The sequence below is a fragment of the Glutamicibacter soli genome (assembly GCF_003309065.1).
Lineage (GTDB): Bacteria > Actinomycetota > Actinomycetes > Actinomycetales > Micrococcaceae > Glutamicibacter > Glutamicibacter soli.
Genome location: NZ_POAF01000006.1, coordinates 11,936 through 35,207, shown reverse-complemented (window position 1 = coordinate 35,207; position 23,272 = coordinate 11,936). Strand labels below are relative to the sequence as shown.

Genomic DNA, 23,272 nt, shown 5'->3' with positions numbered 1-23,272 from the left:
CCGCAAAACCAATGCCTTGGCCGCCTGTCCCCTTGCGGGGCTGGCGGCCAAGGCATTGAGGAGCGCCTTCCGTGGAGGGGGCCGGAGGCGCCGGCCGCGCTAGCTAGCGGCGGCCTGCCAGGGCCCGGTGCCCCGGAGCTTCGAAGCGGGTCGCGGACCGCTGGCATGCCGGGACGACCCGAAACGCTGCTCCAGCAGCCGGCTCCACTTGTTGGCAGGAAGCTGCGGATTGAGCAGCGCAATGCCGATGCAGTACTTGCTCATGCTCACCGGGCGGATTCCCAGTGCCGCCAGCGCCTGGTCGCTGACTCCGCGCCCGTCCGCTGACTTGGTTTCCACCACCACCAAGTCCGGCCCCTGCACCTGCTGCCGGCCGTTGGCGTACTCCAGCTCCACGTCGCAGGTGACCCGTTCCCCGTCCAGCGGGTTCACGAAGGTGCTGCGGATGTAGGAGCTGTCCAGCACCGGCATTAAATCGGGCACCTCTTCGCCGTATTCCCTGGACACCACCTGGTCCAGGAACTCCAGCGAGCTGTCGGTCAGCCGCCCCGCGTCGTCCAGTTCCTGTTCGATGCGGTGTTTCACGGTGGCGCCGCGCAGGCCCTTGGTCTTGATCTCGAACATCGACAGCCCGGTGTCCGCATAGGTGCGGCTGCGCACCTTGTAGCGGCGCCGGCGCCCCTGGCGGTGCGCGCGGTACTGGGCGAAATCCTCGGTGTCGAAGTAGACCGATTCGTAGCGGAAGGTCCGCAGACCGTCGATCTCCATGATCTTGAAATCCTCCCGCAGCCGCTGCGCCAGGGCCGTGAACTCTTGGGCGGTGAGCAGGAACTTGCGGTCCACGCGGGTCTGCAGGGCCGCCTGGTCGATCACCTCGTCCAGGCCGATAGGTGCACGGCACACCACTGCTTCTTCCAGCGCGGCTTTGGCGCGGCCTGCGAGCGGCTGCATCAGGACCACGTCTCCTGGGCGACCGGCGCATTCTGCCGGGGCGCGTTGGCCAGCTGGTACGAACCGCCGGATTCCCGCTCGCCGCGGCTCGGGCCGACCCGGAAACGCACGTCCACAATGGTCAGGTCGCGGACCATGTCCAGCTCGATGACCACGGTACGCAGGACCTTGGCGCCCAGCAGCTCCTCCAGGGCCCGGGCCAGATCTTCCGAGCGCGGGTAGGCCTTTTCCAGGGTCACTGTCTGGCGTTGGGTGCGCGGGGCGAAGCCGGGATGGTCGGCGAAGAACATCACCACGACCAGGGCCGCGGTCACCGCCGGGGAGAACCAAGCCGGGTCCGGATGCAGGCCGTTGACCAGGCCGATGGCCAGCGAGATGAAGTAGTAGGCAACTTCCTCCTGGGTCAGGGTGTCAGACCTCAGGCGGATGATCGAAAGGATGCCGAACAGGCCCATGCCCAGGCCAACCCCGGCGCCCGAGCCGGACAGCAGCATGGTGACCGCGAAGATGCCCATGCTCAACGCGATGTAGGCAAGGACCAGATCACGGCGGAAGTGCCGGCGGAAGTAGACGAAGTACACCAGCACGGTCATGCCAACGACGTTGGCGGCCAAACCCATCCAGAATGACAACATTTTATTTACCTTTCACCGAAAGTTCATCTCTTGTTTCAAGAGTAGGAAGGCCAAATGAAGGAAATAAAAGAAGCCGATGAGAAGACTCTCATGTGCGTCTTGGGATGCATGACAACAACTGGCGGTCCGGCGCTACCGGTGGAGGCCCTGAAAAACCCGCATCAATCACCCGAGAGAACAAGGGACCCCGGCGCACGAGGAGTCAAGGGCGGATCGGGTGCCTCCGGAAGCGATCAGAAGATAGACCAACTCCAGCGTCTTCTTATCAACTAGATCGCTGAACCAGGCAGCTCACCAGCTTGCGGTGCCCCTTTCAGGAGCCAGATCTGCCTGATGCACCCATCGGAAGATTCGACCCACACCCCCAGTGCGTAGTCCTTCCGCACTTCGTCCCTAGGTGTACGGTCGCCTATTTCATTAGATACAGTGCGTCAGATGACCTTTTAATGCCTACCACCGGAATCCACGGGGAGTCCAATGGAATGTAGCAACAATAACGGTTCGGCGCGCGAAAGCTTGAACTTCTTTGAGTAAAACATTATATTTTCAATTTCTCTGGAGGCCGGTGATCCGTCAGATTTTTGAACGTAAATTACCAACAGACCATCATGGTGTCCGGTGACCGTGCCCAAAACCGTCTTGCAGATTCGATATAGCCGTTGTGGCGTGACACCGCGCTCAAGTTCAAATGCAGTCTTTTCGTACTTCTGGGCACTTTCTAGTTGCCACATTCCCTCAAAGTACCTTGCAAGCCGTGACTACTATGACCAGAAACGAGGCCAAGGCAAACGGCATAATCAGGCGCTCATCGCCCTGGCTCACCGCCGGCTGACGGTGCTGTTCGCGATGATCCGGGGTGGGTCACTTTATGATGTTCCAGAGCTGAAAATTGCTTGAATTTAAACATGGGGGCACCCCCTGAATAGCGACTACCACTTGTCCCGGCGTCCGGCACCGCCCTTCCAGCGGGTTCGATCGGCTTGTTGAACCAATAACGTCACGACGACAAGTAAAGGTTGGAGTCCACGCGCCGATGTCTACAGATTTCGCTTATGAGTTATCGGGAAGCTACTTGCCCTACACGGAAAGCTGACATAACCGCCCCGGCGGGATTGCCTCGACGTCATATAACGCACTGCGAAGAAAATTGCGGGCGCCATTATTGATTCGGCGGACCCTGAACCGAGCGTTCTTCAAACTCTTCCCTCACGACGCGACACATTGCCGGTTCTCGAATAGCGCCGATCCGCCAGGAACCTGAAGTGTGCCCCGATAATGGCCCCGGACGCCGCACTCACCAATTCCGTTGGCCACAAACCCAGCCATCGGCTCTCGGTCAGGCCAAGCAGCGCAATGCTGGCGAAGACCACTAGTGAAAGCGCCACACCAGCCAGATTTGGACGCAGAAAATAGTACATCGCAGATCCACACAGCACTCCTACGGCTACTCCCAGCAAAAGCAGTGGAAGCACACCCACCCCCACGAAGGACAGAGACAACGCAACTGCCGACAATGGAGCGGCGATGGCAACGGCCCAGGACACGGCGTCGGCCCCCTTGGCATAACGCGGTTTGCGCTCAGCTTTCTCAATCATTGTCTCCACCGACTTCCATTACAGTCATCTTCCTCGAACGGCGATTCGATGCTCACTGTTGCAATCTCCACGCAACCACTGTGTTCGAAGCTTCCAGACATCGCGACAAGCTGACGACCGAACGTCACTCAGCACCCTCCCAGTTCCGTCAGCCGCTTCAACTTGGCTGCCACGGAACTTCGGGACCGCTAATCCTATTCGGCATCCACCTGGTCGTAATTTTCACGTAGCCGGATTCTGCGTACACATCGGTGGGTACCGTGAGCAAGCAATGTCGCTTGTGTGATCGCGGATTGGCATTCAATTCAACGCGAAGGACTCCATGAAGTACAACCTACCGTTTCCGCCTACCCAGCAAGCCGAATAGACCGGTCCGTCCGCCGTTGTGCCGGGCGAATCTGCGCAGCTCCCCGATCAGCACCGCAAATCTTGCCGTAGCTTGAGAATCCACTTCCCCGCTTGAATTCGTTACCGGATGATCGCTGATGCTCATGGGACCGGCTCGCAGCGCCTCTTGCAGTTCCCGGGTGATCTGCCGCAGCCGATCAGGACGGACACCCGCCTCAAGTTCACTGGCGAACGCCCTGAATGTCTGGGCGGCTGCCGTGAGGCGCTCGTGTTTCACGTACGAAGACAGTTCACGCAACTGCTCCGCAACTTGCCCGAACGATTTGCGTTCTAGTTCAGCTGCCATGATTCAATGATCTCCCCTCGGTCCCACGGGTTCGGGATATAGGTCTGATTTGTCCCTCCAGGATAAATAGTGCCATCATTGCCCGTCTGGGGTGCCACAGTCCCTGAATAAGTGGTTGTGCCCGGCGTGAACGAGGCACGGTATGCGCTGTCGATGGGGCTCGCGTCACCCGTGGGCCACACCGGAAGGACCGCCTTGTCGTTTCTGACCTGCTCAATACTGACTGGACGATCACTGGACCAGAATCTGCCCCACGGAGAGGTGCTCGTGCTGTCACCCGCGCGGTACAGGAGGGTCTCGCCATGCGTGTACCCGGACCGGTAAATTCCGAACCTGAAGGTGCTGGCGGTGTCGCGGTTCAACCATGCAGGTTTGTACCCGGTAACCCCTCCTGTTATTCCGCCGATCCCTGCCCCGGTCAGGCCTGATTGCACGTACCCTTGCACGGTGTGCGGCCCGTCTCCCACCGCGTATCCCGCAACGCCCGACACACCACCTTCAACAGCACCGCTCGAAGCACCGACTGCTGCGCGTGCGGCCAGACCCCCACCATATTTGGCAGCTACTAATGCGCCGGTCCCCGCACCAAACGCACCGGAAACTCCCCCAATGGCGGCATCTACTCCCGCTTTCCCCCAATCCACAGTTCCGTTCTGGTGCTTTTGCGATGCCACGGAGATTCCGCCTGAAACGAGCGCTCCGGCACCGGCCATCAGGGCCAGTCCAGCTGGACCGCCCACACCCGTGAACATCAATCCGACACCCACCACAATGGCAGCGCCGGCAACAACATACTCCCAGTTCTCGCTCATCCAGTCGCCGGCCGCGGCCAGCGCGCCGTTGTTCGATTCGCGGTATGCCGTCAACTCGTCTTCGGTGACCGGGCGCAGGCCGAGCGGGTCGATGGCGTGCAGCGGGTCATTGCCCGCATAGGAGTAGGGGTTGGCCGCCCAGCCGGCACCGATCACCGGCTCCAGCGGGTCCACGGACAAGAAGCCGCGGGTGGACGGATCGTAGGCGCGCGCGCCCAGCCAGTCCAGCCCGGCAACCTGTACGCCGCCGTTGGCGGCCAGGCCCAGGCCCTCAGACAGGCCGGGCAGCGACTGTCCTGCCAGAGCCCAGGGGTTGGCCGCCGCCGTGGGATGTTCGCCGCGCCAGCCGGCCGAGAGCAGGGTGCCGTCCACCGCGGCCAGCCCGCCGGGCATCGCGGTGACCGAGAGGCCACCCACCGACAGGACGCGCGGTGCATACTCTGCGGTGTCCCACCACAGGCCGGTGCCGTCAACCTCGGCCAGTTCACCCAGCGCGTCGACCCACAGCTCGTGGCGGGTGGTGCCCGTAGCAGCGGTGCGCTCGACCTCGCGCAGCGTGCCCATGGCGGACCACTGGTAACGGGTGGTCCCGTCCTGCGCGTGTGCGGCGGTGCGCCGTCCCGCGCCGTCGTAGTCGTAGGTGGTCGCCGTGTCATCGGTCGAGCGCACGCGTAGCTGCCCGGCCGCGTCGTACTCGTAGTCGCGGGTCTGCCCATCCACGGTTTCACGCGCCAGACGCCCGGCGGCGGCGTAGCGCCACTCGGTCACGGTGCCATCCGCCCCGCTCATCCGCACCAGCTGGCAGGCGGCATCATAGGCGTAGGCGGTGGTGCCGTCGGCGTCATGGATGGCGGTGATGCGCCCGTCCTCGTCGCGTTCCAGGGTGCTGGTTTCCATCCCGTCCGGCCCGGCGAGGCGGTGCGCGACCAGGACGCCGCCGCGGTAGTCCCAGTACTGGGCCAGGTCTCCGGCCACGGCACCGACCAGGTTGCCGGAGAGGTCGTAGGCGTAGCTGACGGTGCCGAACACCGGGTGCTGCACGGCGCTCACGCGCCCGGCGGCATCGCGCTGCCAGCGGGTGCGCCGGCCGTTGGCGTCGGTGTGCGCGGTGCGCCCGTCGCCGCGGGTGGCATCGGTGATGCGCACGCAGCGGTTGGCCGCATCGCGCTGCAGCTGAACCAGGGTGTTGCCCGCGCTGGCGGTGGCGGACAGCCGCCCGTGCGGATCCTGCTGCCAGGTGGGCCGTCCGGCGGCGTCGTACCCGGCGGTGGTGCGCCGGCCCAGCGGGTCGGTTTCGGCGATCACGCGGTCCACCGCATCGTATTCGCGCGTGGTGACCGCGCCCAGCGGGTAGCTTGGCTGCACGTTGCTCATCGCTATTCCGCTGCTTGCTATCGAACGCGTCGAAGCGCACGATTGCCCGGGCCGATGCGGGACCGGCCCGGGCAATGATGCGAGGATGCTGCTTCTCGGGCTACTTGGCCTCGATGGCCGCCCGGGCGCTCGGATCCGAATCGTTCAGGAACTTCCCGATCCGCTCGACTTCCTCGGCTTCGCCGATGGCTGCGGCCGCGCGGCCCAGCGCGTACAGCGAGCGCAGGAAGCCGCGGTTCGGCTCATGGCTCCATGGCACCGGACCCTGTCCGCGCCAACCGGCCTTGCGCAGCGCGTCAAGGCCGCGGTGGTAGCCCACGCGGGCGTACGCGTAGGATTCCACGGTGCGGCCTTCGGCGTGTGCTTCGTCGGCCAGCAGCGCCCACACCAGGGAGGACGACGGGAACTTCGCAGCCAGATCCACCGCTTCGTCGCCGGCCTCAAGGCGGGCGAGCACGTCGGTTTCCTCCGGCAGCAGCGTGGCCGGGATGCCCAGCAGGTTCTCTCCGACCATGGCTACTTCAGGCTCTTTCCTGCCGAGCCCAGCTGGCGGGCGGCTTCCACGATGCGGGCGGCCATGGATTCTTCGGCCTTGGCGCCCCAGACGCGCGGGTCGTAGGTCTTCTTGTTGCCGATCTCGCCGTCGACCTTCAGCACGCCGTCGTAGTTGGCGAACATGTGGCCAGCCACCGGTCGGGTGAAGGCGTACTGCGTGTCGGTGTCGATGTTCATCTTGATCACGCCATAGGACACCGCGTCGGCGATTTCCTGGTCGGTGGAGCCCGAGCCGCCGTGGAAGACCAGGTCGAACGGGTTGGCCTTGCCGATCTTGGCGCCGACCTTGTCCTGGATGTCCTTGAGCAGCTCCGGACGCAGCTTCACATTGCCCGGCTTGTAGACGCCGTGGACGTTGCCGAAGGTCAAAGCGGTGATGTAGCGGCCCTTTTCGCCGGCGCCCAGGGCGTCGATGGTGGCTAGCGCATCCTCGACGGTGGAGTACAGCTTGTCATTGATGGCGTTCTCCACGCCGTCCTCTTCGCCGCCCACGGCGCCGATCTCAACTTCGAGGATTTGCTTGGCGGCGGCGGTGCGCGGCAGCAGCTGGGCTGCGATGCGCAGGTTCTCTTCCAGGGTCTCGGCCGATCCGTCCCACATGTGCGAGTTGAAGAACGGGTCGCGGCCGGCGGCGACCTCTGCCTCCGAGGCGGCCAGCAGCGGCAGCACGAAGCCGTCCAGCTTGTCTGCAGGGCAGTGGTCGGTGTGCAGCGCGATGTTCACGCCGTAGTTCTTGGCGACCTGGCGGGCGAAGGCTGCGAAGCCCAGCGAGCCGGCAACCATGTCCTTAACCGAGGCGCCGGACCAGTAGGCGGCGCCGCCGGTGGAAACCTGGATGATGCCGTCGGATTCGGCTTCGGCGAAACCGCGGATGGCGGCATTCAAGGTCTGCGAGCTGGTGACATTCACCGCTGGGAAGGCGTAGCCGCCAGCCTTGGCGGCATCGATCATTGCATTGTACTTATCGGGGGTTGCGATAGGCATGCTTCACTCCTGTGAGGATTGGCGGGGTTCACGCGTCGCCGTCGACGGCAGTTCGTGTCCATCCTATCGGTTTGCAGGGGCCGGCAGACCTAAATCTGTCTTCGTGACACGCCAACTTCTGCCCCTGCCCCGGCTGCATCGCGGGCTAGCTCGACTCGGCGGCGCCGGAGCCGGACCCGGACGGGCTCTGCGAGCCCGGCTTTTGGGTTGGCGCCGAGGTTGGCTTCTTGCTCGGGGTCGGTCCGGTCGAGGGGGCTTCGGTTGGCGGCGTCGCCTCGCCGGTGGGCTTCGCCGATCCGCTGGGCGACTCGGATTCGGACGGCGCAGTGCTTGGCGAGGGCTTGGCGCTTGGCGATTCGGAGTCTGGAGCCGAGGATCCCGGGCGTTGGGTCTGGCTCGGCGACGGCGCGGGCTTCTGGGACTGCGAAGGCTTGGGCTTGGCACCGGGCTTCGGCTTGGGGACCACCGGGGTGTCATCCTTCGGCACCACGACATCCGGATCGGTGCTCAGATCGGATTCGTCGCGCACCGGCGGCTTGCCGCCATCGCCCTTCGGCGCGCTGTTGGCATTAACTGTCAGGCGCGAGGAATCGATCATCGCTTGGCCCTGGCCCGGAATGATCGGCAGGTAGTTGCGCGGATCATGCCAGCGGCCGTCCACGATGACCTCGAAGTGCACATGGCATCCGGTGGAGTTGCCGGTGGTTCCCGACAGGGCGATCAGCTCGCCCTGCTTGACCTCCTGGCCCACCGAGGCGATGAGTTTTGAATTGTGGCTGTAGCCGGTCTGCACGTCGCTGCCGTGGTCGATGCTCACGCGCATGCCGGAGTGCCCCGCCCAGCCGGACACCGTCACGGTCCCCGCCTCGGCGGCATACACCGGGGAGCCGCAGGCGATCGGGTAGTCCTGGCCGATATGGATCTGGTTGCCGGCGCCGGTAGGGTTCGACCGCCAGCCGTAGGGGCTGGAGATACGGCGGGTTGTGACCGGGTGCATCAGCTGCAGGCCGCCGGGGAGTTCGCCGACCTGGCCCACCTCGCCGGCGAGCAGCGTGGAGTTCTCCTCCGATTCGGACTGCTCATCCACCGGGGATTCGTCGGCGCCGGCCAGCATGCCCAGCGGGCGTCCGTCGATGGCCAGCTCCTTGCCGGAGCCGCCGAATGCATGAAGCGGGGCGTCCTGGCTAACGAGGATCGGATCGTTATACAGCCCGGGCTCGGATAACGCGTTGATGGCGACAGGGATGTCGCCGTTGCGCGGATCAGCCGACTGGGCCACCAGGGGAATCGCCACGGCGCTGGACAGCGCCAGTGCTGCGGCAGTCGATATCCCCCAGACCACCACCGGTTTTTTGCGTCGGGGAAGCCCGGGCAGAAGAAGGTCATGGTTCACCTGATGACGTCGACGCACGGATTAATCCCCCCGGATCACAAATTCATATCGTTTCCAAGCCTAGGGGTTCAATGGCAACTAATCCAGATGCTCGACTAAAGAGCTTATTAATAAATTCCTTGTTAACCTACTTTTTGCCCGAAGACGTGGCGGCGGATCCAAGCATGCATCGCGATGCCTGCGGCCGAGGCCGCGTTGATCGACCGGGTGGAGCCGAACTGCTCGATGGACAGCGTGTCCTTTGCCGCGGCGTGGACTTCCGGGCTCAATCCCGGCCCTTCCTGGCCGAACACCAGGACGCAATTGCGCGGGATGTCGTAGGTTTCCAGCGGCACCGAATCCGGGAAGATGTCGATGCCCAGGATGGTCAGCCCTTCAGCTTCGGCCCAGGCGACAAATTCCTCGACCGTGGCGTGGTGGCGCACGTGCTGGTAGCGGTCGGTGACCATGGCGCCGCGGCGGTTCCAGCGGCGGCGTCCAATGATGTGGACTTCCTTGGCCAAGAAGGCGTTGGCGGAGCGGACCACGGTGCCGATGTTCATGTCGTGCTGCCAGTTCTCGATGGCGATGTGGAAGTCGTGGCGGCGCTCGTCGAGGTCGGCGATGATCGCATCCATGGTCCAGTAGCGGTATTTGTCGGCGACGTTGCGGCGGTCGCCTTCGGCCAGCAGCTGCGGATCATATTTTTCGTCCTGCGGCAGCTCGCCTTCCCAGGGCCCTACGCCGATGACGTGCTCGGCGGTGTTCTCGGTTGCTTCGTTCACTTCGTGGCTCACACATTTAAGGGTAGTAGGTCGCGGGAGTGCCGCCGTTCACTGCACCTCCCGCGGATGCTGTGTAGGCTTTGGGTTACAGGGAAACTTTCAGCGCAGATAGCTCCCGCCACCTACTGCCAATGGAGGAATGACACCTCGTGACCCTCAGCAACCGCGCCGCACGCACCGTCCACGATATCGAATGCTGGCTGACCGACATGGACGGCGTCCTGGTCCACGAAAACCACGCACTCAAGGGCGCCTCGGAGCTCTTGCAGTACTGGCGCGAGAACAACCTGCGCTTTCTGGTGCTGACGAACAACTCCATCTACACGCCGCGCGACCTGCGCGCCCGCCTGCTGGCCTCCGGGCTGGACGTGCCGGAGGAGAACATCTGGACCTCCGCCATGGCCACCGCCGAGTTCCTGGCGCGCCAGCGCCCGGGCGGACGCACCTTCGTGATCGGCGAGGCGGGATTGACCACGGCCCTGCACGACGCCGGGTTCATCATGACCGACCAGAACCCCGATTACGTGGTGCTCGGCGAAACCCGCACCTATTCCTTCGAGGCCATCACCAAGGCCATCCGCCTGATCGAGGGCGGCGCGAAGTTCATCGCCACCAACCCGGATGCCACCGGCCCATCTGCCGAGGGCAGCCTCCCGGCCACTGGCGCGATTGCCGCGCTGATCACCCGGGCGACGAACCGCGATCCGTATGTGGTGGGCAAGCCGAATCCGATGATGTTCCGCTCGGCTTTGAACAGGATCGACGCGCACTCGGAGACCACTGCCATGATCGGCGACCGCATGGACACCGACATCGTCGCGGGCATGGAAGCAGGCCTGCTGACCGCGCTGGTCTACTCGGGAATCACCGCGCGCGAGGACATGGACACCTTCCCGTTCCGCCCCGACCTGCAGTACCCGTCGGTTGCCAACCTGCATGCCGAACTCGTCAAGGGGCGCGTCCCGTCCGACGCCAATCCGGCCGAAACCAAGGCCGCTTCCAAGTAGCCTAGTTTCCCATGCCCCGGCAGCCGTTGAACCGGCTGCCGGGGCATTTTTCTTTGTCGCACCAACACCCTAGGCAGGGACGGAACACTGGCGGATACTAGGTGCCATGGAGAACTATCGTTCCCGGCGGCGGGTCTGGAAGTTCGTGCTCATCGCCGTGGGACTCTATCTGGGCCTGACGCTGCTGATCGCCGTGAACTACGCGATGCGCTCATGCCTCGGCGCCGGGGCGGAACTGCACTGCTCCATGAGCAACACCGTGGTGTGGGGCGAGCACAAGCTGTTCGGCTTCATCGTGCTGGTCTACCTGGTGCTGGTCGTCGGACTGTGGGCCAAGCGCCGTTGATCCGTTCCCGAGGCCGCCGGGGCGGCAATTCGCCGCCAAGCATTGACCCTGCCACGGCAGGGGTCTCTAATTCATTGTGTGACCAACAAGACTGCATGCATCCAGGTCCAGCGGTTGAGCGTCAAGAGAGGCAAATCGCTGGTTCTCCAGGACATCGACTGCGAGCTGGCCCCGGGCCGCATCGTCGGGTTGCTGGGGCCCAGCGGCAGCGGCAAGAGCACGCTGCTGCGCAGCATCGTGGGCAACCAGATCACCGCCGGCGGCACGGTCACCGTCCTGGGGCAGCCGGCCGGGCACAAGTCCCTGCGGCATAGGGTCGGCTACATGACGCAGGCTGCCAGCGTCTACGACGACCTGACGGTGCAGCAAAACGTCGCCTATTTCGCCAAGGTCCTCGGCCTGCCAGATGCCGAAGCCACCCGAGTCATCGAAGCCACCGACCTGCAGGACCAGGCCAAGCGGCTGGTGCTGGACTTGTCCGGCGGGCAGCGCAACCGCGTATCCCTTGCCATCGCGCTGCTCGGGTCTCCTGACATCGTCATCCTCGACGAGCCGACGGTCGGGCTGGATCCGGTACTTCGCGCGGAGCTCTGGGCCCTGTTCGCCAAGCTGGCGAAGACCGGAATCTGCCTGTTGGTTTCCAGCCACGTCATGGACGAGGCCATGCGCTGCGATGAAATGCTGCTGTTGCGCAACGGAAAGCTGCTGGCCCAGCTCTCCCCCGGCGAACTGCTCAGGCGCACCGGCGCCAGCGACCCGGAAGACGCATTCCTCAGGCTCATCGCCTCCGGCGGACTGGGGTCCGCGCCACCGCGCGACCCGTCCACCGCACGGCACCGGGCGGAAGGAGAGGGATCGTGAAACGAACCGCGGCCACCGCGGCCCGGGTCTTGACCCAGATCCGACACGACCCGCGCACCATCGCGTTGATGCTGGTAGTCCCCAGCCTATTGATCGGCTTGATGGCCTGGATTTTCACCGATACCGAGGTGTTCCAGCGCATCGGCCCGGCGATGATCGCGCTGTTCCCATTTGTCGTGATGTTTCTGGTGACCAGCATCGCGACGCTGCGCGAACGGCGCAGCGGCACCTTGGAGCGGCTGCTCAGCATGCCGCTGGCCAAGGGCGAGTTCATCTTCGGCTATGCGCTGGCGTTCACCTTGGTTGCGGTGCTGCAGACCGTCATCGCGGTCTCGTTCGCCCTTCTGGTACTGGGGCTGCAGATCTCCGGAAGCCTGGTGCTGCTTTTCAGCGTGGCGGCGCTGGATGCCCTGCTCGGAACCAGTCTGGGATTGATGGCCAGCGCCTTCGCCCGCACCGAATTCCAGGTCGTCCAGTTCATGCCGCTGCTGATCTTTCCACAGTTCCTGCTGTCCGGGCTGATCCTGCCACGCGAGCAGCTGCCGGGGACGCTGGAGGTCATCGGCGATTGGCTGCCGCTGTCGCATGCCATCGACGCGCTGGGCGATGTCGCTGCGGGCACCGAGGACAGCGGCACCTGGGCCAGCCTTCTGGTCATCGGCGCGTGGATTCTCGGCGCCCTGCTGGTCGGATCGTTGACCCTGCGTCGGCGGACGCCGTAGCGCTTCGCTTGCTTGAACTAGCCGGGCAGCCCCACGGCCGGTTGCTCCATTAAACCCGGCCGTACTTCTTGTGCGCCGCCTGCTTCGAAATCTCCAGGGCAGATGCGATGGCTTGCCAGGAATACCCGTTGGCGCGCGCCCGGCGCACCTCGGCGGTTTGCGACCGGGCCAGTTCCCGCTGCCCCTCGGTCAGACGCCGAAGCTCCGCCAAGGGACCTCCGTGGTCCTCGGAGTCGACGGCTGTTCGAATCCCCTCATCCATGGGGTCAACTTTAGTTGACGGCATGTTGCAAGTCAATCAAAGTTGACGGAATTCAGGGTCGGGAAAATCCGCAAGGGCTGGGCGAACCTTGAGGTTCGCCCAGCCCTTGCGGTCGAAGAGATTGACGGGAAAGCTGCAGACTACAGACCCAGCTCGTCCTTGCCGTAGGCGAAGAGGTAAGGCACGCCGGCCTCTTCCTCGATGCGCTCCTTGGCACCGGTGTCGCGATCCACGATAACGGCCACGGCGATGACGTTGCCGCCAGCCTTGCGGACACCCTCGACCGCGGTCAGCGCGGAGCCGCCGGTGGTGGAGGTGTCCTCCAGCACGATGACGTTGCGGCCCTCAACGCTCGGGCCTTCAACCTGACGGCCCATGCCGTAGGACTTCTGCGCCTTGCGCACCACGAAAGCGTCGATGGCGCGGTTCTTTTCGCGCGCAGTGTGCATGATGGCGGTGCCCACCGGGTCAGCGCCCATGGTCAGCCCGCCCACGTTGGTGAACTCCAGACCGGCTTCATCCAGAAGATCAAGCATGACCTGGCCGACCAGACCTGAAGCTTCCTGCTGCAGGGTGACCCGGCGAAGGTCGATATAGTAATCGGCTTCCTTGCCAGAGGAGAGGATGACCTTGCCACGCACAATGGCAAATTCCTGGATCAGTTCTTTTAGCCGCCCGCGGGCGCTGGTTTCGCTCATACCCTCGATTCTAGTCGGCATCCTCGCTAGGCTGATCCCATGAACGCTACACGCCCCTTGGGTTACTGGTTGAAATTGGTGGATTCGCTGATTGACGAGCAGTTTGCTGCGACGCTGGAAGAGCATGGCGTGACACGCCGGCAATGGCAGGTGCTGAATCTCCTGGAACAGCAACCCGCCACCGAGCCGGAACTGACCGCCGGACTTTCGCCATTCTTCGCGTCGCCCGACGAACCGACGTCGGTCTCCGAGCACCTCATGGAATTGGTGGAGTCTGGATGGATTTCGCACGACGAGGGCGAGTTCTCCATCACCGACCGCGGCCACGTCTCGTTGATGAAGCTCAGCGAACTGATCGAGAAGATCCGGACGCAGTCGGGACAGGATCTCGACGGCTCGGAATACGCTGCAGTGGTCGCCACGCTGGAGAAGATGGCGCGCAACCTCGGATGGGACCCGGACGCCGAAGAAAGCTAGGAGTTGCGGCGAATGTTGAGAACTCGTTAAGTTTCGCCGCCCTTCCGCAGTTACGACCGCATCCTGCCTCCGATATACCTAGGATTAGTTACATGCGTGAACTTCAAGCAGCAATCATTGAAGAGCTGGGCGTCAAGTCGTCCATCAACCCGGCCGAGGAAGTGCGATCCCGAGTCGACTTCTTGAAAGACTACCTCGCCGCGACCGGCGCGAAGGGTTTCGTGCTGGGCATTTCCGGCGGCATCGATTCCACGCTCGCCGGACGCCTGGCTCAGCTTGCCGTCCAGGAAGTGCGCGAAGCCGGCGGCACCGCCGAATTCATCGCCGTCCGCCTGCCCCACGGGGTCCAGCATGATGCGGCGGATGCCGCGGCGGCCATGCAGTTCGTCGCCGCCGACCAGGAGTTCGAGGTCAATATCTCCAAGCCCGTGGCGGGACTGGATGAAGCCCTGGCCGATGCCGGGCATCCTGCGATCAGCGATTTCAACCGAGGCAACGCCAAGGCCCGCATGCGGATGATCGTCCAGTACGCGGTGGCCGGGGACCGCGGCATGCTGGTCATCGGCACCGACCATGCGGCGGAGTCCGTGACCGGGTTCTTCACGAAGTTCGGCGACGGAGGCGCAGACCTGCTGCCGCTGGCCGGGCTGAACAAGCGGCAGAACCAGGCGCTGTTGCGCGAGTTGGACGCCCCAGAGCTGCTCTGGGCCAAGGCTCCCACCGCGGACCTGCTGGACGGCCAGCCGCAGCGTACCGACGAGGACGAACTGGGACTGACCTACGCGCAGATCGACGACTACCTCGAGGGCCGCGAAATCGACGAGGCCGCCGCGCTGTCGATCGAACGGCGCTTCGTTCTCTCGCGACATAAGCGGACCGTTCCCGCCACCAACCTCGACAAATGGTGGAGAGCCTAGAGGAAGTCCTCCCAGACGCGGGTTTCATGGATTTCACCGACTTCGGGCGCTAGGCTGCGGCCACGGTGCCGCTACGGCACCGCCCCACGGCAAACGAGGACGCATCCATGGAAGCCGGATCCGAACACCGCACGGCGGGTGCCGCCGGTTGGCGGCCGGTGCTGGGAATTCTCCTCGGCATCTACATCGGCTACGCCGGATGGAGCTGCTCACCTCGGGCAGGGCTTCGGCATCGCTCTGAGTTTTGCGCTGTGGGCGGTGAGCGTCTCGAACCTGAGCTTGATCCAGTCCTCAGCGGTAGCTGGGGCCGCACGCGTCCCGCGCCGGCTGGCCTGGACTGCGGCGATGGCCGCAGGGGCCGCCCTCCCGACCGGCCTTCCAGCCGATCCCTTCTGGGCCGTGCTGGCCGTGCCGTTGCTCATCGCTGCGGCAGGGAGGATGTGGAGCCGAGCAGGAAAATCCGCCCGGTCACCACGGCCCGCCGCGAAATGACGGCGGCTAGGCCAGGCCGGTAACTTCCTTCAGTGCCTGGACGTGCCCCGTGAAGGCACTGCGCCCTTCGGGGCTCAGCTTGGCCCAGGTCCGAGGACGTTTTCCCACGAATCCCTTGCGGATTTTGACGTGGCCTTTTTCCTCCAAGGCGCTCAGATGGCGGGACAGCACAGAATCCGAAATTCCCAGCGCTTCCTTGAGCGACTTGAAATCCGCCTCCTCCACCATGTTCAGCGCGCCCATGATGGACAGGCGGACGGGATTGGAGAAGTCGTCATTGAGTCGGTTCCGGGCATGCGTGGTCATTTCCGCACCATGCCGATTCCCACAATCAGTAGCGGGGCCGATACAACGATCCAAATCAGTCCTAGGATGGCCCAGGAACTCAGCTGCTGCGGAAGGAGCGCCAACGAGGCCGCATAGAAGACGATGGTCAGGGTGAACCCCCAGGTGTAGCGTTTTGACGCGCCGATCGGAAGCGAACGGTAGAGCTTACGGTAGGCCAGCGACGCGGCGAGGATCGCCACCACGTAGAGTCCAATGATCACGATGAAGCCGGCCATGTGCTTCTGCGGTGGATACAGCTGCAGCAGGAAAGCGAGGGCGCCGATGACCAGCGAAACGATGATGCTGTACCAGCCTAGAAGCCTTGAGCCGTAGCCAACGGCACGGTCCATGTCGGCTTGGGCCTGCGCCAGCGCTGCCAGCTGCTGTTCCGGGTTGAGGTTGTTTTCGGCGCTCATGACGCGCGCTCTTCCGCGCGGGCCGCGGCCTGCTGCCGAGCGTGCAATGAGCTCATGGTCATCGTCACGGCGAAAAAGATTCCCATTCCCACGAAAATCAGCGCGTTGCGGCCGCTGAAGTAGGCGAAGAGCGCGAGAGCTGCGAAGAGCACGCCCGCAAGGCTGATGATGATCGAGTACGTGGCATTGGACATCTTGTTCATGATCCTGCTCCCGCGGTTCCGTTCCTCCGATGTACCAAAAGACTAACAAGTACTTTCTGTATTGGAAAGTACTTTCTCAGTTTTTGTTTTAGCGGCTGCCAACCCCGGATCTTCCAGGGCCGGCAGCCTGGGCGCGCGTGCAAAACGGGAGGAGACGGCGAGCGGCGCCCATGTAATCAGACGAAGGCGCCCGTTCCAGTCAACGCACGCCCCACAATGAGCGAATTGATCTCATAGGTGCCTTCGTAGGTATGGAGGATTTCAACATCGCAGAAGATCTTGGCCATTTCGTATTCCGAGGACACCCCATTGCCGCCAAGAAGTGCACGGCCCTTGGCCACCGCATCCCGCGCCAGCCGGGTTGCCGTCGACTTGGCCAGCGCTGCATCGGCCATGGTCAGCTTTCCCGCCTCCTGCTTGCGCGCGATGTCGCCCATCATGGACAGCCCGGCCCGGGCATTGCCGGCGATTTCGGCAAGGGCCTGCTGGATGAGCTGGAAGGATGCCAGCGGCTTGCCGAACTGCCCACGGCTGACCGCGTAGGCCGTGCAGACGTCCAGGGTCGCCAGCATCGCGCCGGCAGCCTGCCAGCCGACCCACGCCCGGGATTGCATGAGCAGGTGGTTCGCTGCGGCGAAGCCTGTGGCTCCGGGAAGCTTGTTTTCCAGCGGAATACGCACCTCGTGCAGTTCGATGTCGGCATTCTGCATGATGCGCAGGCCGATCTTGTTTCCGATCTTGGAGGCGCTGAATCCCCGCCTGCCGGATTCCACCAGATAGGCGCCGATGTCCCCGGATTCCGGTTCCCTGGCCCAGACCAGCGCGAAGTCCGCGATGGTTCCCATGCCGATCCAGCGCTTGCGCCCGGTAAGGACGTACTCGTCGCCTTCCCGGTGCACGCTGGTGGCCATTCCCCCGGCAATGTCCGATCCATGCTCCGGCTCGGTCATGGCAAACGCTCCGAATGCCTCAAGCCTGCCCAAACGCGGCAGCCACTCTCGGCGTTGCGCTTCGGAGCCTAATTCGTTGATCATTCCGAGCACAAGTTCATTGTGGATTCCCACCACCGAGGAGAGGGAGATGTCAGCGCGGGCCAGCTCGGCATGAATCAGCCCACGCGCCAGATGCGAGCAGTCCTCCAGCTGCACCGCGCCCAGGCCCGCGGCGCCGAGCTCCGCCACCAGCCCGGGAGCGAAGTCCTCGCAGTTCCAGTACTCGATGGATTGCCTGCGGATCCTGCCTTGGGCGAGTTCACGCACCTGGGCCAGGCGCGCGCGCTCGGACTGGGTGAGTTGCGCCGAAATGTCGGTCATGAGGTCCATCCGGGATCTCCTTCCAAACCTTAGGATGTCCAAGTATATTGTTGGACTAGGTCTTATTTTGGGGGTAGAAAATGTCGTCACCATTGCCGCGCGACCCGATTGCCCAGGCCCGCGACCAGTGGGTCTCCCATGGCTGGGATGCCGAGGCGGACTCCATGGCCGCGATTACCGCAGTCATGCGCACCGCCTCGATCTTTCTTCAGCGCGCGGATTCAATACTCAGGCCGCACGGCCTGACCTTCGCCCGCTTCGAGGTGCTCGCGCTGCTCGGCTTCTCCAAGCGAGGTTCGCTACCCATGACCCACGCCAGCCGCCTGCTGCAGGTGCATGCGACAAGCCTGACCAATTCCGTGGACCGGCTGGAAGCCACCGGCCTAGTCCGCCGGATTCAGCATCCCACCGACGGCCGCACCCGGCTGCTTGAACTGACCGCCGAGGGGGCGAATGCCCTGGCCGCGGCCCGCGACGATCTCAACGAGCAGCTGTTCGCCGACAGCGGCCTGCCGGTCGCGGATGCGCGGGAGCTGTTCCAGATCCTCTCGCGCTTCCGCAGGGCCTCGGGCGACTTCCTATAACGTTCCTTCGCGCACCGCGTTGATGATTCCCGAGAAGTCCGTGCCGGCATTTCCCTCGTCGCTGAACTTGCGGTAGAGCGCCGCGGCCAGGGCGCCCATTCGCGCATCGGTATCGGTATGCTCCAGCGCGCTGGACGCCAGCCCAAGGTCCTTGGCCATCAGCGCCGCGGCGAAGCCGGGCTGGTAGTCGCGGTTCGCCGGCGACGCGGGCACCGGCCCGGGGACCGGACAATTGGTGGTCACCGACCAGCATTGGCCCGAGGCAGTGGAAATGACGTCGTAGAGCGCTTGGTGTTCCAGACCCAGGCGCTCGCCCAGGACGAAGGCCTCGGCCGCGCCGATCATTGAAACGCCCAGCAGCATGTTGTTGCAGATTTTCGCGGCCTGCCCCGAACCGTGGCCGCCACAGTGCACGATCCGCTTGCCCATATGCTCCAGCACGGCAGTGATCTCCGCCAGGTCCGCGGCCTCGGCTCCGAGCATGAAGGTCAAGGTCCCTGCTTCGGCTCCGACCACTCCGCCGGAGACCGGCGCGTCCGCGCTGCGATGCCCGGCGGCGACGGCCAGCTCAGCCGCTTCGCGGGCCTGAGCGACATCGATGGTAGAGCATTCGAGGAACAGCGTATTCGGCGCCGCGGCGTCGAGCAGGTAGCTCCGGTAGGCGTCCAGCACATGCTGGCCCGAGGGGAACATGGTCAGCACGATGTCGACGTCCTTCGCCGCGTCGGCTCCGCTGTCGACCGTTTCGATGCCGGCATCCGCCGCGGCTTGCACCGCCGCAGGGACGACATCGAAGCCCTTAAGCTTGTAGCCGGCCCGGTGAAGATTGATGGCCATGGGCAGTCCCATGTGCCCTAGTCCCAGGAATCCAATAACTGGCAGATTGCTCATCGTCCACTCTTTTCGCATAGTCCCTGGTCAATCAGGGTGAAATTCAATTCGGAGCCGGCCAGCGGCCTGAAATGCCTGGCCGTGCGCTGCTCGGGGCTGAGGTTTTCCAGCGGTTCGTTCCACTGCGGCTTTCGGTCCTTGTCGATCACCGCGGCACGGATGCCCTCAGCGAAATCCGGGTCGTCGAGCCGATGCACGGCCGCCCGGAACTCGCGGGCCAAGTCCGCGCGCAAGTCGGCCCCGGCGTCCCGCAGCAGCTCGTCCACAAGCCGCACCGAGCTCGGGCACGCGGCTTCCAGCGCCGCCAGGGCCGCTGCAGCCCGTGGGTTCTCGAACTCGGACAGTTCCGCCGCGACCGCCGGAATGCTCGGCTCGGAGAAGGACTGGACCCACTCTTCGTGCAGGTACCCGGCCTCGGGGATTCCCGCGAAGCGCGACACCGCGCGGTCCACCGGCTCGGTCCGCAGCGCCTCAAGCAGGGCCGCCAGATCCTTTTGCAGTACGTAGGTATCGGCGAGTCCCAGCGCCATGGTGTCCGCGGCGCCGAACTTCATGCCGGTCAGCGCCGCCAGGCGTCCTGCCGCCCGCGGGGCGCGGGATAGCAGGTGGGTGCCCCCGACATCCGGGAAGAATCCGATGCCCACCTCCGGCATGCCGCACCGGCTCGTTTCGGTCACGATGCGATGGCTCCCGTGAGCCGAGATGCCGATGCCTCCGCCCAGCACAATTCCGTCCATGAACGCGATATACGGCTTGGGGTACTCGTCGATCAAGACATTGAGCTGGTATTCGACCCGCCAGAATTCTTCCGAGGAACCATTGCGCTCCAGGATGTCCTGGTAGATGGCGACGATATCCCCGCCGGCGCAGAAGGCCCGGTCGCCGGCCCCGACAACAGCCACGTGTTCAATCTCCGGATCATCGCGCCACTGCAGCAGCGCGTCCAGGATGGCGCGGCACATGTCCGTATTCAGTGCGTTCAGGGATTTCGGACGGTTCAGGGTAATGAGCCCCAGATGTCCGCGGCACTGGGTCAGGATCTCATGCAAGGGCCTCTCCTTTGAGTGATTGGGGTCACCTTCAGAGACGAATATACTCGGACTTCCAAGTAAATTGAAGTGGCTCGCTCGGTCAAACTTGATAGGTTGAAGAAGTGAAGATTGCGACTTGGAATGTAAATTCGCTGCGTGCCCGAGCCGACCGTGTTGAGGACTGGCTGCGCCGCACCGACGTGGATGTCCTGGCCATCCAGGAAACGAAATGCAAGGACGACAATTTCCCGTGGGAATTGTTCGAGAACAACGACTACGAAGTCGCGCATTGCGGCGTGAACCAGTGGAACGGCGTGGCCATTGCCTCGCGCGTCGGTCTGGATGACGTGCAGCGCGGTTTCGCCGGGCAGCCGGAATTCGGCAAGGGCGGCAAGAACCCGATCCTAGAGCCGCGTGCCATCGGCGCGACGTGCGGCGGTGTGCGCATCTGGAGCCTCTACGTCCCCAACGGCCGCGCCCTGGATGACGAGCACATGGGTTACAAGCTCAGCTGGCTCGACGCGCTCAAGCAGGACACCGTCGGCTGGCTGGAAGCCGATCCGCAGGCGCAGATTGCGCTCATGGGCGACTGGAACATCGCCCCGAAGGACGAAGATGTCTGGGACATCAACTTCTTCCTGGAAAACGAGCTGACCCACGTTTCTGCTCCCGAACGCGCGGCCTTCGCGGCCTTCGAGGACGCCGGATTCACCGATGTCGTCCGCCCGCACACCGAAGGCCAGTTCACCTACTGGGACTACACCCAGCTGCGCTTCCCCAAGGGCGAAGGCATGCGCATCGATTTCTCGTTGACCTCGCCGGCCCTCACCGCGCGGGTCACCGGCGCGAGCATTGATCGCGAAGAGCGCAAAGGCAAGGGCGCGAGCGATCATGCGCCGGTAATTGTGGAGCTGGGCGGATAGATTAGGGGAATGAAGATGACTGGGCCCCTGTACGACCTGACGGCAGCGACCGCGCACCTGCGTGTCTACGAACCGCTGTCCGCGTTCGAGGACTGGGCCCAGTCCATTATCATCAACACGCCCGGGCGCAGCGCGGACCAGCTCGACGTACTGGAGAACCAGCAGCTGTGGGAGCGAACCCTGCGCGGCGTCTCCGACCCGTTCCCCCACACCGAGCAGGAAACCTTCCGCACCGTCAAGATCCTCGACTACCAGGGCGCCGAGCATACCCGGTACTGCCCCTCGCAGATCCAGGCCCGGAGCCTGCTGGCCGCGGAGCAGGCGGAGGAAGCCATGCGCGCCGAAGTTTTCGATCTGCTGATCCCTCCGGCCGCCCGCCGCGCGAACGGGCAGCGCGTGGACACGGACAAGCTTGCCGCTGACCTGACGCACCTGCACACCCGGACCTCCACCTGGGGCATCCCGCTGAGCTGGTTCTCGCTGTTCCGCGATGACGACGAGTGCGAGGTCCTCTACGTCGGGGAGCGGCTGCGGACAGTTCGGTTGCTGGTTCCGCTTGAGCAGGCCATCGAGCGCCTGGCCTGGGCGGTGCAGACCATGGCTACCCACGCGCCGCAGGCACCGCTGTTCGAAGAACTGGGGTCACTGGGCGGCTGGCTTGAATCCTTCGACCCGCAGTCGGTGATCGAGCTGGATTACGGGCTGCTTGCGGACATCGTTTGGCCCGATGAATCCGTGAACGACCTGATGCACGGAATCCAGGCCCTGGAGGACGGCGACATGACCATGGCCGCGGCGGCCTACCGGCGCCTGAGCAATCGATGGATCGGCCCGCGCCAGCTGGGCCGGGCCAACTAACCGGACCCAAGCGAAACCGGGCCCGTTCCGGGAAAGGGAAAAGCTCCAGTTCGCTTGAACTGGAGCTTTCATGTACTGCGACCCTGACGGGACTTGAACCCGCGACCTCCGCCGTGACAGGGCGGCGCGCTAACCAACTGCGCTACAGGGCCTGGTGTTTTGGGATAATCCCAATTCACACAGTAAAACCCTCGGTTACCCGAGGGCCTGCGTGGCTCCGACCGGCGTCGATCCGGTGACCTTTCGATTTTCAGTCGAACGCTCTACCAACTGAGCTACAGAGCCTGGCGTCACAATATTTGGACACCTAATTTACTATTGCTAGTAAATTGAGCGACCCTGACGGGACTTGAACCCGCGACCTCCGCCGTGACAGGGCGGCGCGCTAACCAACTGCGCTACAGGGCCTTGCTTTCGCAAGCCGATGGATTTCTCCATCTGACAACCACAAAGTGGCTGTTTGTACCCCCAACGGGATTCGAACCCGTGCCGCTGCCGTGAAAGGGCAGTGTCCTAGGCCGCTAGACGATGGGGGCCTATATCAGCTGCGGTTTCTTTCGTCTCCGCTGCGGACTCCAATAACTATACGTGGGCTTTTTTGTTTTCGCAAAATCGGCATTCGCAACCTCTCGAACCACCCCAAAAGCGGGTCGTCGACCTAGGCTGGAGGCATGGATCTACAGATGCCCGACGACGAGTTCGACGCCCTGGCTCAGGAGGCTATTGACGCCATTCCGCAGCAGGCCCTGGACATGATGGATAACGTCGTTTTCTTTATTGAAGACGAGTACGAGCCACTCCCCGGAGAGCCGGAAAACACCGAGATTCTGGGGATTTACGACGGAGTGGCACTGACCGAACGAGATCAGGGATGGGAGGCTGGAGCCCTTCCCGACCGCATCACCATCTTCAAAAATCCCACGCTTCGGGCCTGCGAAACTCGAGAGGATGTTGTCCGCGAAATCAAGATTACGGTCATGCACGAAGTAGCCCACCACTTCGGCATCGACGACGCCAGACTGCACGAATTAGGGTGGTCATGAGCGCATTTCCCGAAAAAGTCTTTCTGAGATGTGCGTCACAAAATACGGTGAGATTGCAGCCACCTGCCCCAGCGGCGGTGTCCGACCTCACAGAGAAACCCCTTCTGTGTTTGCAAGTCACCCGGTCCGTGCCCGGCTCATCGC

Annotated in this window: 27 protein-coding genes, 4 tRNA genes and 1 pseudogene; 11 read left to right on the top strand and 21 right to left on the bottom strand. The window is 63.8% G+C overall.

The genetic code is table 11. The features are described 5' to 3' along the window. Positions 1-99: 99 nt before the first annotated feature. Together C1H84_RS12675 and C1H84_RS12670 are read right to left on the bottom strand one after the other, a co-directional pair. Positions 100-951, bottom strand: coding sequence for a polyphosphate polymerase domain-containing protein (locus C1H84_RS12675; RefSeq protein WP_047118243.1), 852 nt, complete (start codon positions 949-951; stop codon positions 100-102). Beyond that, a complete protein-coding gene (locus C1H84_RS12670) occupies positions 951-1,586 on the bottom strand; it encodes a DUF4956 domain-containing protein (RefSeq protein ID WP_047118158.1) in 636 nt (211 codons plus the stop codon). The genes C1H84_RS12675 and C1H84_RS12670 overlap by 1 nt, the downstream gene beginning before the upstream one ends. Positions 1,587-2,336: 750 nt before the next feature. Between C1H84_RS12670 and C1H84_RS12665 the strand changes: the two are divergent. Then, positions 2,337-2,483 (top strand): annotated as a pseudogene (locus C1H84_RS12665) (IS110 family transposase); the annotation flags it as partial. Between the two features lie 296 nt (positions 2,484-2,779). Here C1H84_RS12665 and C1H84_RS12660 read toward each other — a convergent pair. The 7 genes from C1H84_RS12660 to C1H84_RS12630 form a co-directional block, all read right to left on the bottom strand. Further along, entirely contained in the window at positions 2,780-3,181 is a 402-nt protein-coding gene (locus C1H84_RS12660; RefSeq protein WP_047118159.1) for a hypothetical protein, read from the bottom strand. 334 nt (positions 3,182-3,515) lie between these two features. Beyond that, positions 3,516-3,875 carry a hypothetical protein gene (locus tag C1H84_RS18030; protein ID WP_146956061.1) on the bottom strand — a complete coding sequence of 120 codons (360 nt, stop codon included), beginning with the start codon at positions 3,873-3,875 and terminating at the stop codon, positions 3,516-3,518. Beyond that, the gene (locus C1H84_RS12650) at positions 3,860-6,061 is read right to left on the bottom strand and encodes an RHS repeat-associated core domain-containing protein (protein ID WP_113607564.1); all 2,202 of its coding nucleotides are present in this window, start codon (positions 6,059-6,061) and stop codon (positions 3,860-3,862) included. The genes C1H84_RS18030 and C1H84_RS12650 overlap by 16 nt, the downstream gene beginning before the upstream one ends. 100 nt (positions 6,062-6,161) lie before the next feature. Further along, positions 6,162-6,575 (bottom strand): DUF3151 domain-containing protein, encoded by a 414-nt coding sequence (locus tag C1H84_RS12645; protein WP_053797195.1) that lies wholly within the window; start codon positions 6,573-6,575, stop codon positions 6,162-6,164. Between the two features lie 2 nt (positions 6,576-6,577). After that, on the bottom strand, positions 6,578-7,600 hold the full coding sequence (gene fbaA / locus C1H84_RS12640; protein WP_047118166.1) for a class II fructose-bisphosphate aldolase: 1,023 nt from the start codon (positions 7,598-7,600) through the stop codon (positions 6,578-6,580). A gap of 145 nt (positions 7,601-7,745) precedes the next feature. Further along, a complete protein-coding gene (locus C1H84_RS12635; RefSeq protein ID WP_146956059.1) occupies positions 7,746-8,993 on the bottom strand; it encodes a M23 family metallopeptidase in 1,248 nt (415 codons plus the stop codon). A gap of 122 nt (positions 8,994-9,115) precedes the next feature. Next, entirely contained in the window at positions 9,116-9,769 is a 654-nt protein-coding gene (locus C1H84_RS12630) for a TrmH family RNA methyltransferase (protein ID WP_082123777.1), read from the bottom strand. Between the two features lie 197 nt (positions 9,770-9,966). On the opposite strand from C1H84_RS12630, the gene C1H84_RS12625 reads away from it, so the two are divergent. The 4 genes from C1H84_RS12625 to C1H84_RS12610 all read left to right on the top strand — a co-directional run bounded on the left by C1H84_RS12625 (position 9,967) and on the right by C1H84_RS12610 (position 12,693). Next, a complete protein-coding gene (locus C1H84_RS12625; protein WP_113607713.1) occupies positions 9,967-10,764 on the top strand; it encodes an HAD-IIA family hydrolase in 798 nt (265 codons plus the stop codon). Positions 10,765-10,870: 106 nt separating this feature from the next. After that, positions 10,871-11,110, top strand: a complete 240-nt coding sequence (locus C1H84_RS12620) for a hypothetical protein (RefSeq protein WP_113607562.1) — start codon at positions 10,871-10,873, stop codon at positions 11,108-11,110. A gap of 78 nt (positions 11,111-11,188) precedes the next feature. Further along, positions 11,189-11,971 (top strand): ABC transporter ATP-binding protein, encoded by a 783-nt coding sequence (locus tag C1H84_RS12615; protein ID WP_244910900.1) that lies wholly within the window; start codon positions 11,189-11,191, stop codon positions 11,969-11,971. Then, a complete protein-coding gene (locus C1H84_RS12610) occupies positions 11,968-12,693 on the top strand; it encodes an ABC transporter permease (protein ID WP_161449994.1) in 726 nt (241 codons plus the stop codon). Before C1H84_RS12615 ends, C1H84_RS12610 begins: the two co-directional genes overlap by 4 nt. A 49-nt stretch (positions 12,694-12,742) precedes the next feature. On the opposite strand, the gene C1H84_RS12605 is transcribed toward C1H84_RS12610, so the two are convergent. Both C1H84_RS12605 and pyrE read right to left on the bottom strand, forming a co-directional pair. Next, positions 12,743-12,955, bottom strand: coding sequence for a hypothetical protein (locus C1H84_RS12605; protein WP_047118248.1), 213 nt, complete (start codon positions 12,953-12,955; stop codon positions 12,743-12,745). Positions 12,956-13,095: 140 nt separating this feature from the next. Further along, positions 13,096-13,653 carry an orotate phosphoribosyltransferase gene (gene pyrE / locus C1H84_RS12600; RefSeq protein WP_181728131.1) on the bottom strand — a complete coding sequence of 186 codons (558 nt, stop codon included), beginning with the start codon at positions 13,651-13,653 and terminating at the stop codon, positions 13,096-13,098. Positions 13,654-13,692: 39 nt separating this feature from the next. Here pyrE and C1H84_RS12595 point away from each other — a divergent pair, with 39 nt between their 5' ends. Next, positions 13,693-14,130, top strand: coding sequence for a MarR family winged helix-turn-helix transcriptional regulator (locus C1H84_RS12595; protein WP_047118172.1), 438 nt, complete (start codon positions 13,693-13,695; stop codon positions 14,128-14,130). Positions 14,131-14,222: 92 nt separating this feature from the next. Continuing rightward, on the top strand, positions 14,223-15,047 hold the full coding sequence (gene nadE, locus C1H84_RS12590) for an ammonia-dependent NAD(+) synthetase (protein WP_047118173.1): 825 nt from the start codon (positions 14,223-14,225) through the stop codon (positions 15,045-15,047). 498 nt (positions 15,048-15,545) lie between these two features. Here nadE and C1H84_RS12585 read toward each other — a convergent pair whose 3' ends face one another. From C1H84_RS12585 to C1H84_RS12570, 4 genes are all read right to left on the bottom strand, one after another. Then, entirely contained in the window at positions 15,546-15,845 is a 300-nt protein-coding gene (locus C1H84_RS12585) for a winged helix-turn-helix domain-containing protein (protein WP_113607561.1), read from the bottom strand. Further along, positions 15,842-16,282 carry a transmembrane 9 family protein gene (locus C1H84_RS12580; RefSeq protein WP_047118175.1) on the bottom strand — a complete coding sequence of 147 codons (441 nt, stop codon included), beginning with the start codon at positions 16,280-16,282 and terminating at the stop codon, positions 15,842-15,844. Before C1H84_RS12580 ends, C1H84_RS12585 begins: the two co-directional genes overlap by 4 nt. After that, on the bottom strand, positions 16,279-16,485 hold the full coding sequence (locus tag C1H84_RS12575; RefSeq protein WP_047118176.1) for a hypothetical protein: 207 nt from the start codon (positions 16,483-16,485) through the stop codon (positions 16,279-16,281). Before C1H84_RS12575 ends, C1H84_RS12580 begins: the two co-directional genes overlap by 4 nt. A 176-nt stretch (positions 16,486-16,661) precedes the next feature. Continuing rightward, complete coding sequence (locus C1H84_RS12570; RefSeq protein ID WP_113607560.1) at positions 16,662-17,807, bottom strand: acyl-CoA dehydrogenase family protein; 1,146 nt, start codon at positions 17,805-17,807, stop codon at positions 16,662-16,664. A 71-nt stretch (positions 17,808-17,878) separates the two neighbouring features. Here C1H84_RS12570 and C1H84_RS12565 point away from each other — a divergent pair, with 71 nt between their 5' ends. Continuing rightward, a complete protein-coding gene (locus tag C1H84_RS12565; RefSeq protein ID WP_113607559.1) occupies positions 17,879-18,382 on the top strand; it encodes a MarR family winged helix-turn-helix transcriptional regulator in 504 nt (167 codons plus the stop codon). Here C1H84_RS12565 and mmsB read toward each other — a convergent pair. Together mmsB and C1H84_RS12555 are read right to left on the bottom strand one after the other, a co-directional pair. Beyond that, positions 18,377-19,273 (bottom strand): 3-hydroxyisobutyrate dehydrogenase, encoded by an 897-nt coding sequence (gene mmsB / locus C1H84_RS12560; protein WP_047118178.1) that lies wholly within the window; start codon positions 19,271-19,273, stop codon positions 18,377-18,379. The genes C1H84_RS12565 and mmsB overlap by 6 nt on opposite strands. Then, positions 19,270-20,322, bottom strand: coding sequence for a 3-hydroxyisobutyryl-CoA hydrolase (locus tag C1H84_RS12555; RefSeq protein WP_113607558.1), 1,053 nt, complete (start codon positions 20,320-20,322; stop codon positions 19,270-19,272). Before C1H84_RS12555 ends, mmsB begins: the two co-directional genes overlap by 4 nt. 104 nt (positions 20,323-20,426) lie before the next feature. Between C1H84_RS12555 and C1H84_RS12550 the strand changes: the two genes are divergently transcribed. Further along, positions 20,427-21,227 carry an exodeoxyribonuclease III gene (locus tag C1H84_RS12550; protein WP_047118180.1) on the top strand — a complete coding sequence of 267 codons (801 nt, stop codon included), beginning with the start codon at positions 20,427-20,429 and terminating at the stop codon, positions 21,225-21,227. Between the two features lie 15 nt (positions 21,228-21,242). Further along, complete coding sequence (locus C1H84_RS12545; RefSeq protein WP_047118250.1) at positions 21,243-22,085, top strand: DUF8083 family protein; 843 nt, start codon at positions 21,243-21,245, stop codon at positions 22,083-22,085. A gap of 78 nt (positions 22,086-22,163) precedes the next feature. Here C1H84_RS12545 and C1H84_RS12540 read toward each other — a convergent pair. The 4 genes from C1H84_RS12540 to C1H84_RS12525 form a co-directional block, all read right to left on the bottom strand. Further along, positions 22,164-22,237, bottom strand: a tRNA-Asp gene (locus tag C1H84_RS12540). Positions 22,238-22,297: 60 nt separating this feature from the next. Continuing rightward, positions 22,298-22,370 (bottom strand) — tRNA-Phe (locus tag C1H84_RS12535). 49 nt (positions 22,371-22,419) lie between these two features. Continuing rightward, a tRNA-Asp gene (locus tag C1H84_RS12530) sits at positions 22,420-22,493 on the bottom strand. Positions 22,494-22,548: 55 nt separating this feature from the next. Beyond that, positions 22,549-22,621: transfer RNA gene (locus C1H84_RS12525), tRNA-Glu, on the bottom strand. A gap of 135 nt (positions 22,622-22,756) precedes the next feature. On the opposite strand from C1H84_RS12525, the gene C1H84_RS12520 reads away from it, so the two are divergent. Further along, the gene (locus tag C1H84_RS12520) at positions 22,757-23,128 is read left to right on the top strand and encodes a metallopeptidase family protein (protein WP_047118181.1); all 372 of its coding nucleotides are present in this window, start codon (positions 22,757-22,759) and stop codon (positions 23,126-23,128) included. Positions 23,129-23,272 lie beyond the last annotated feature (144 nt).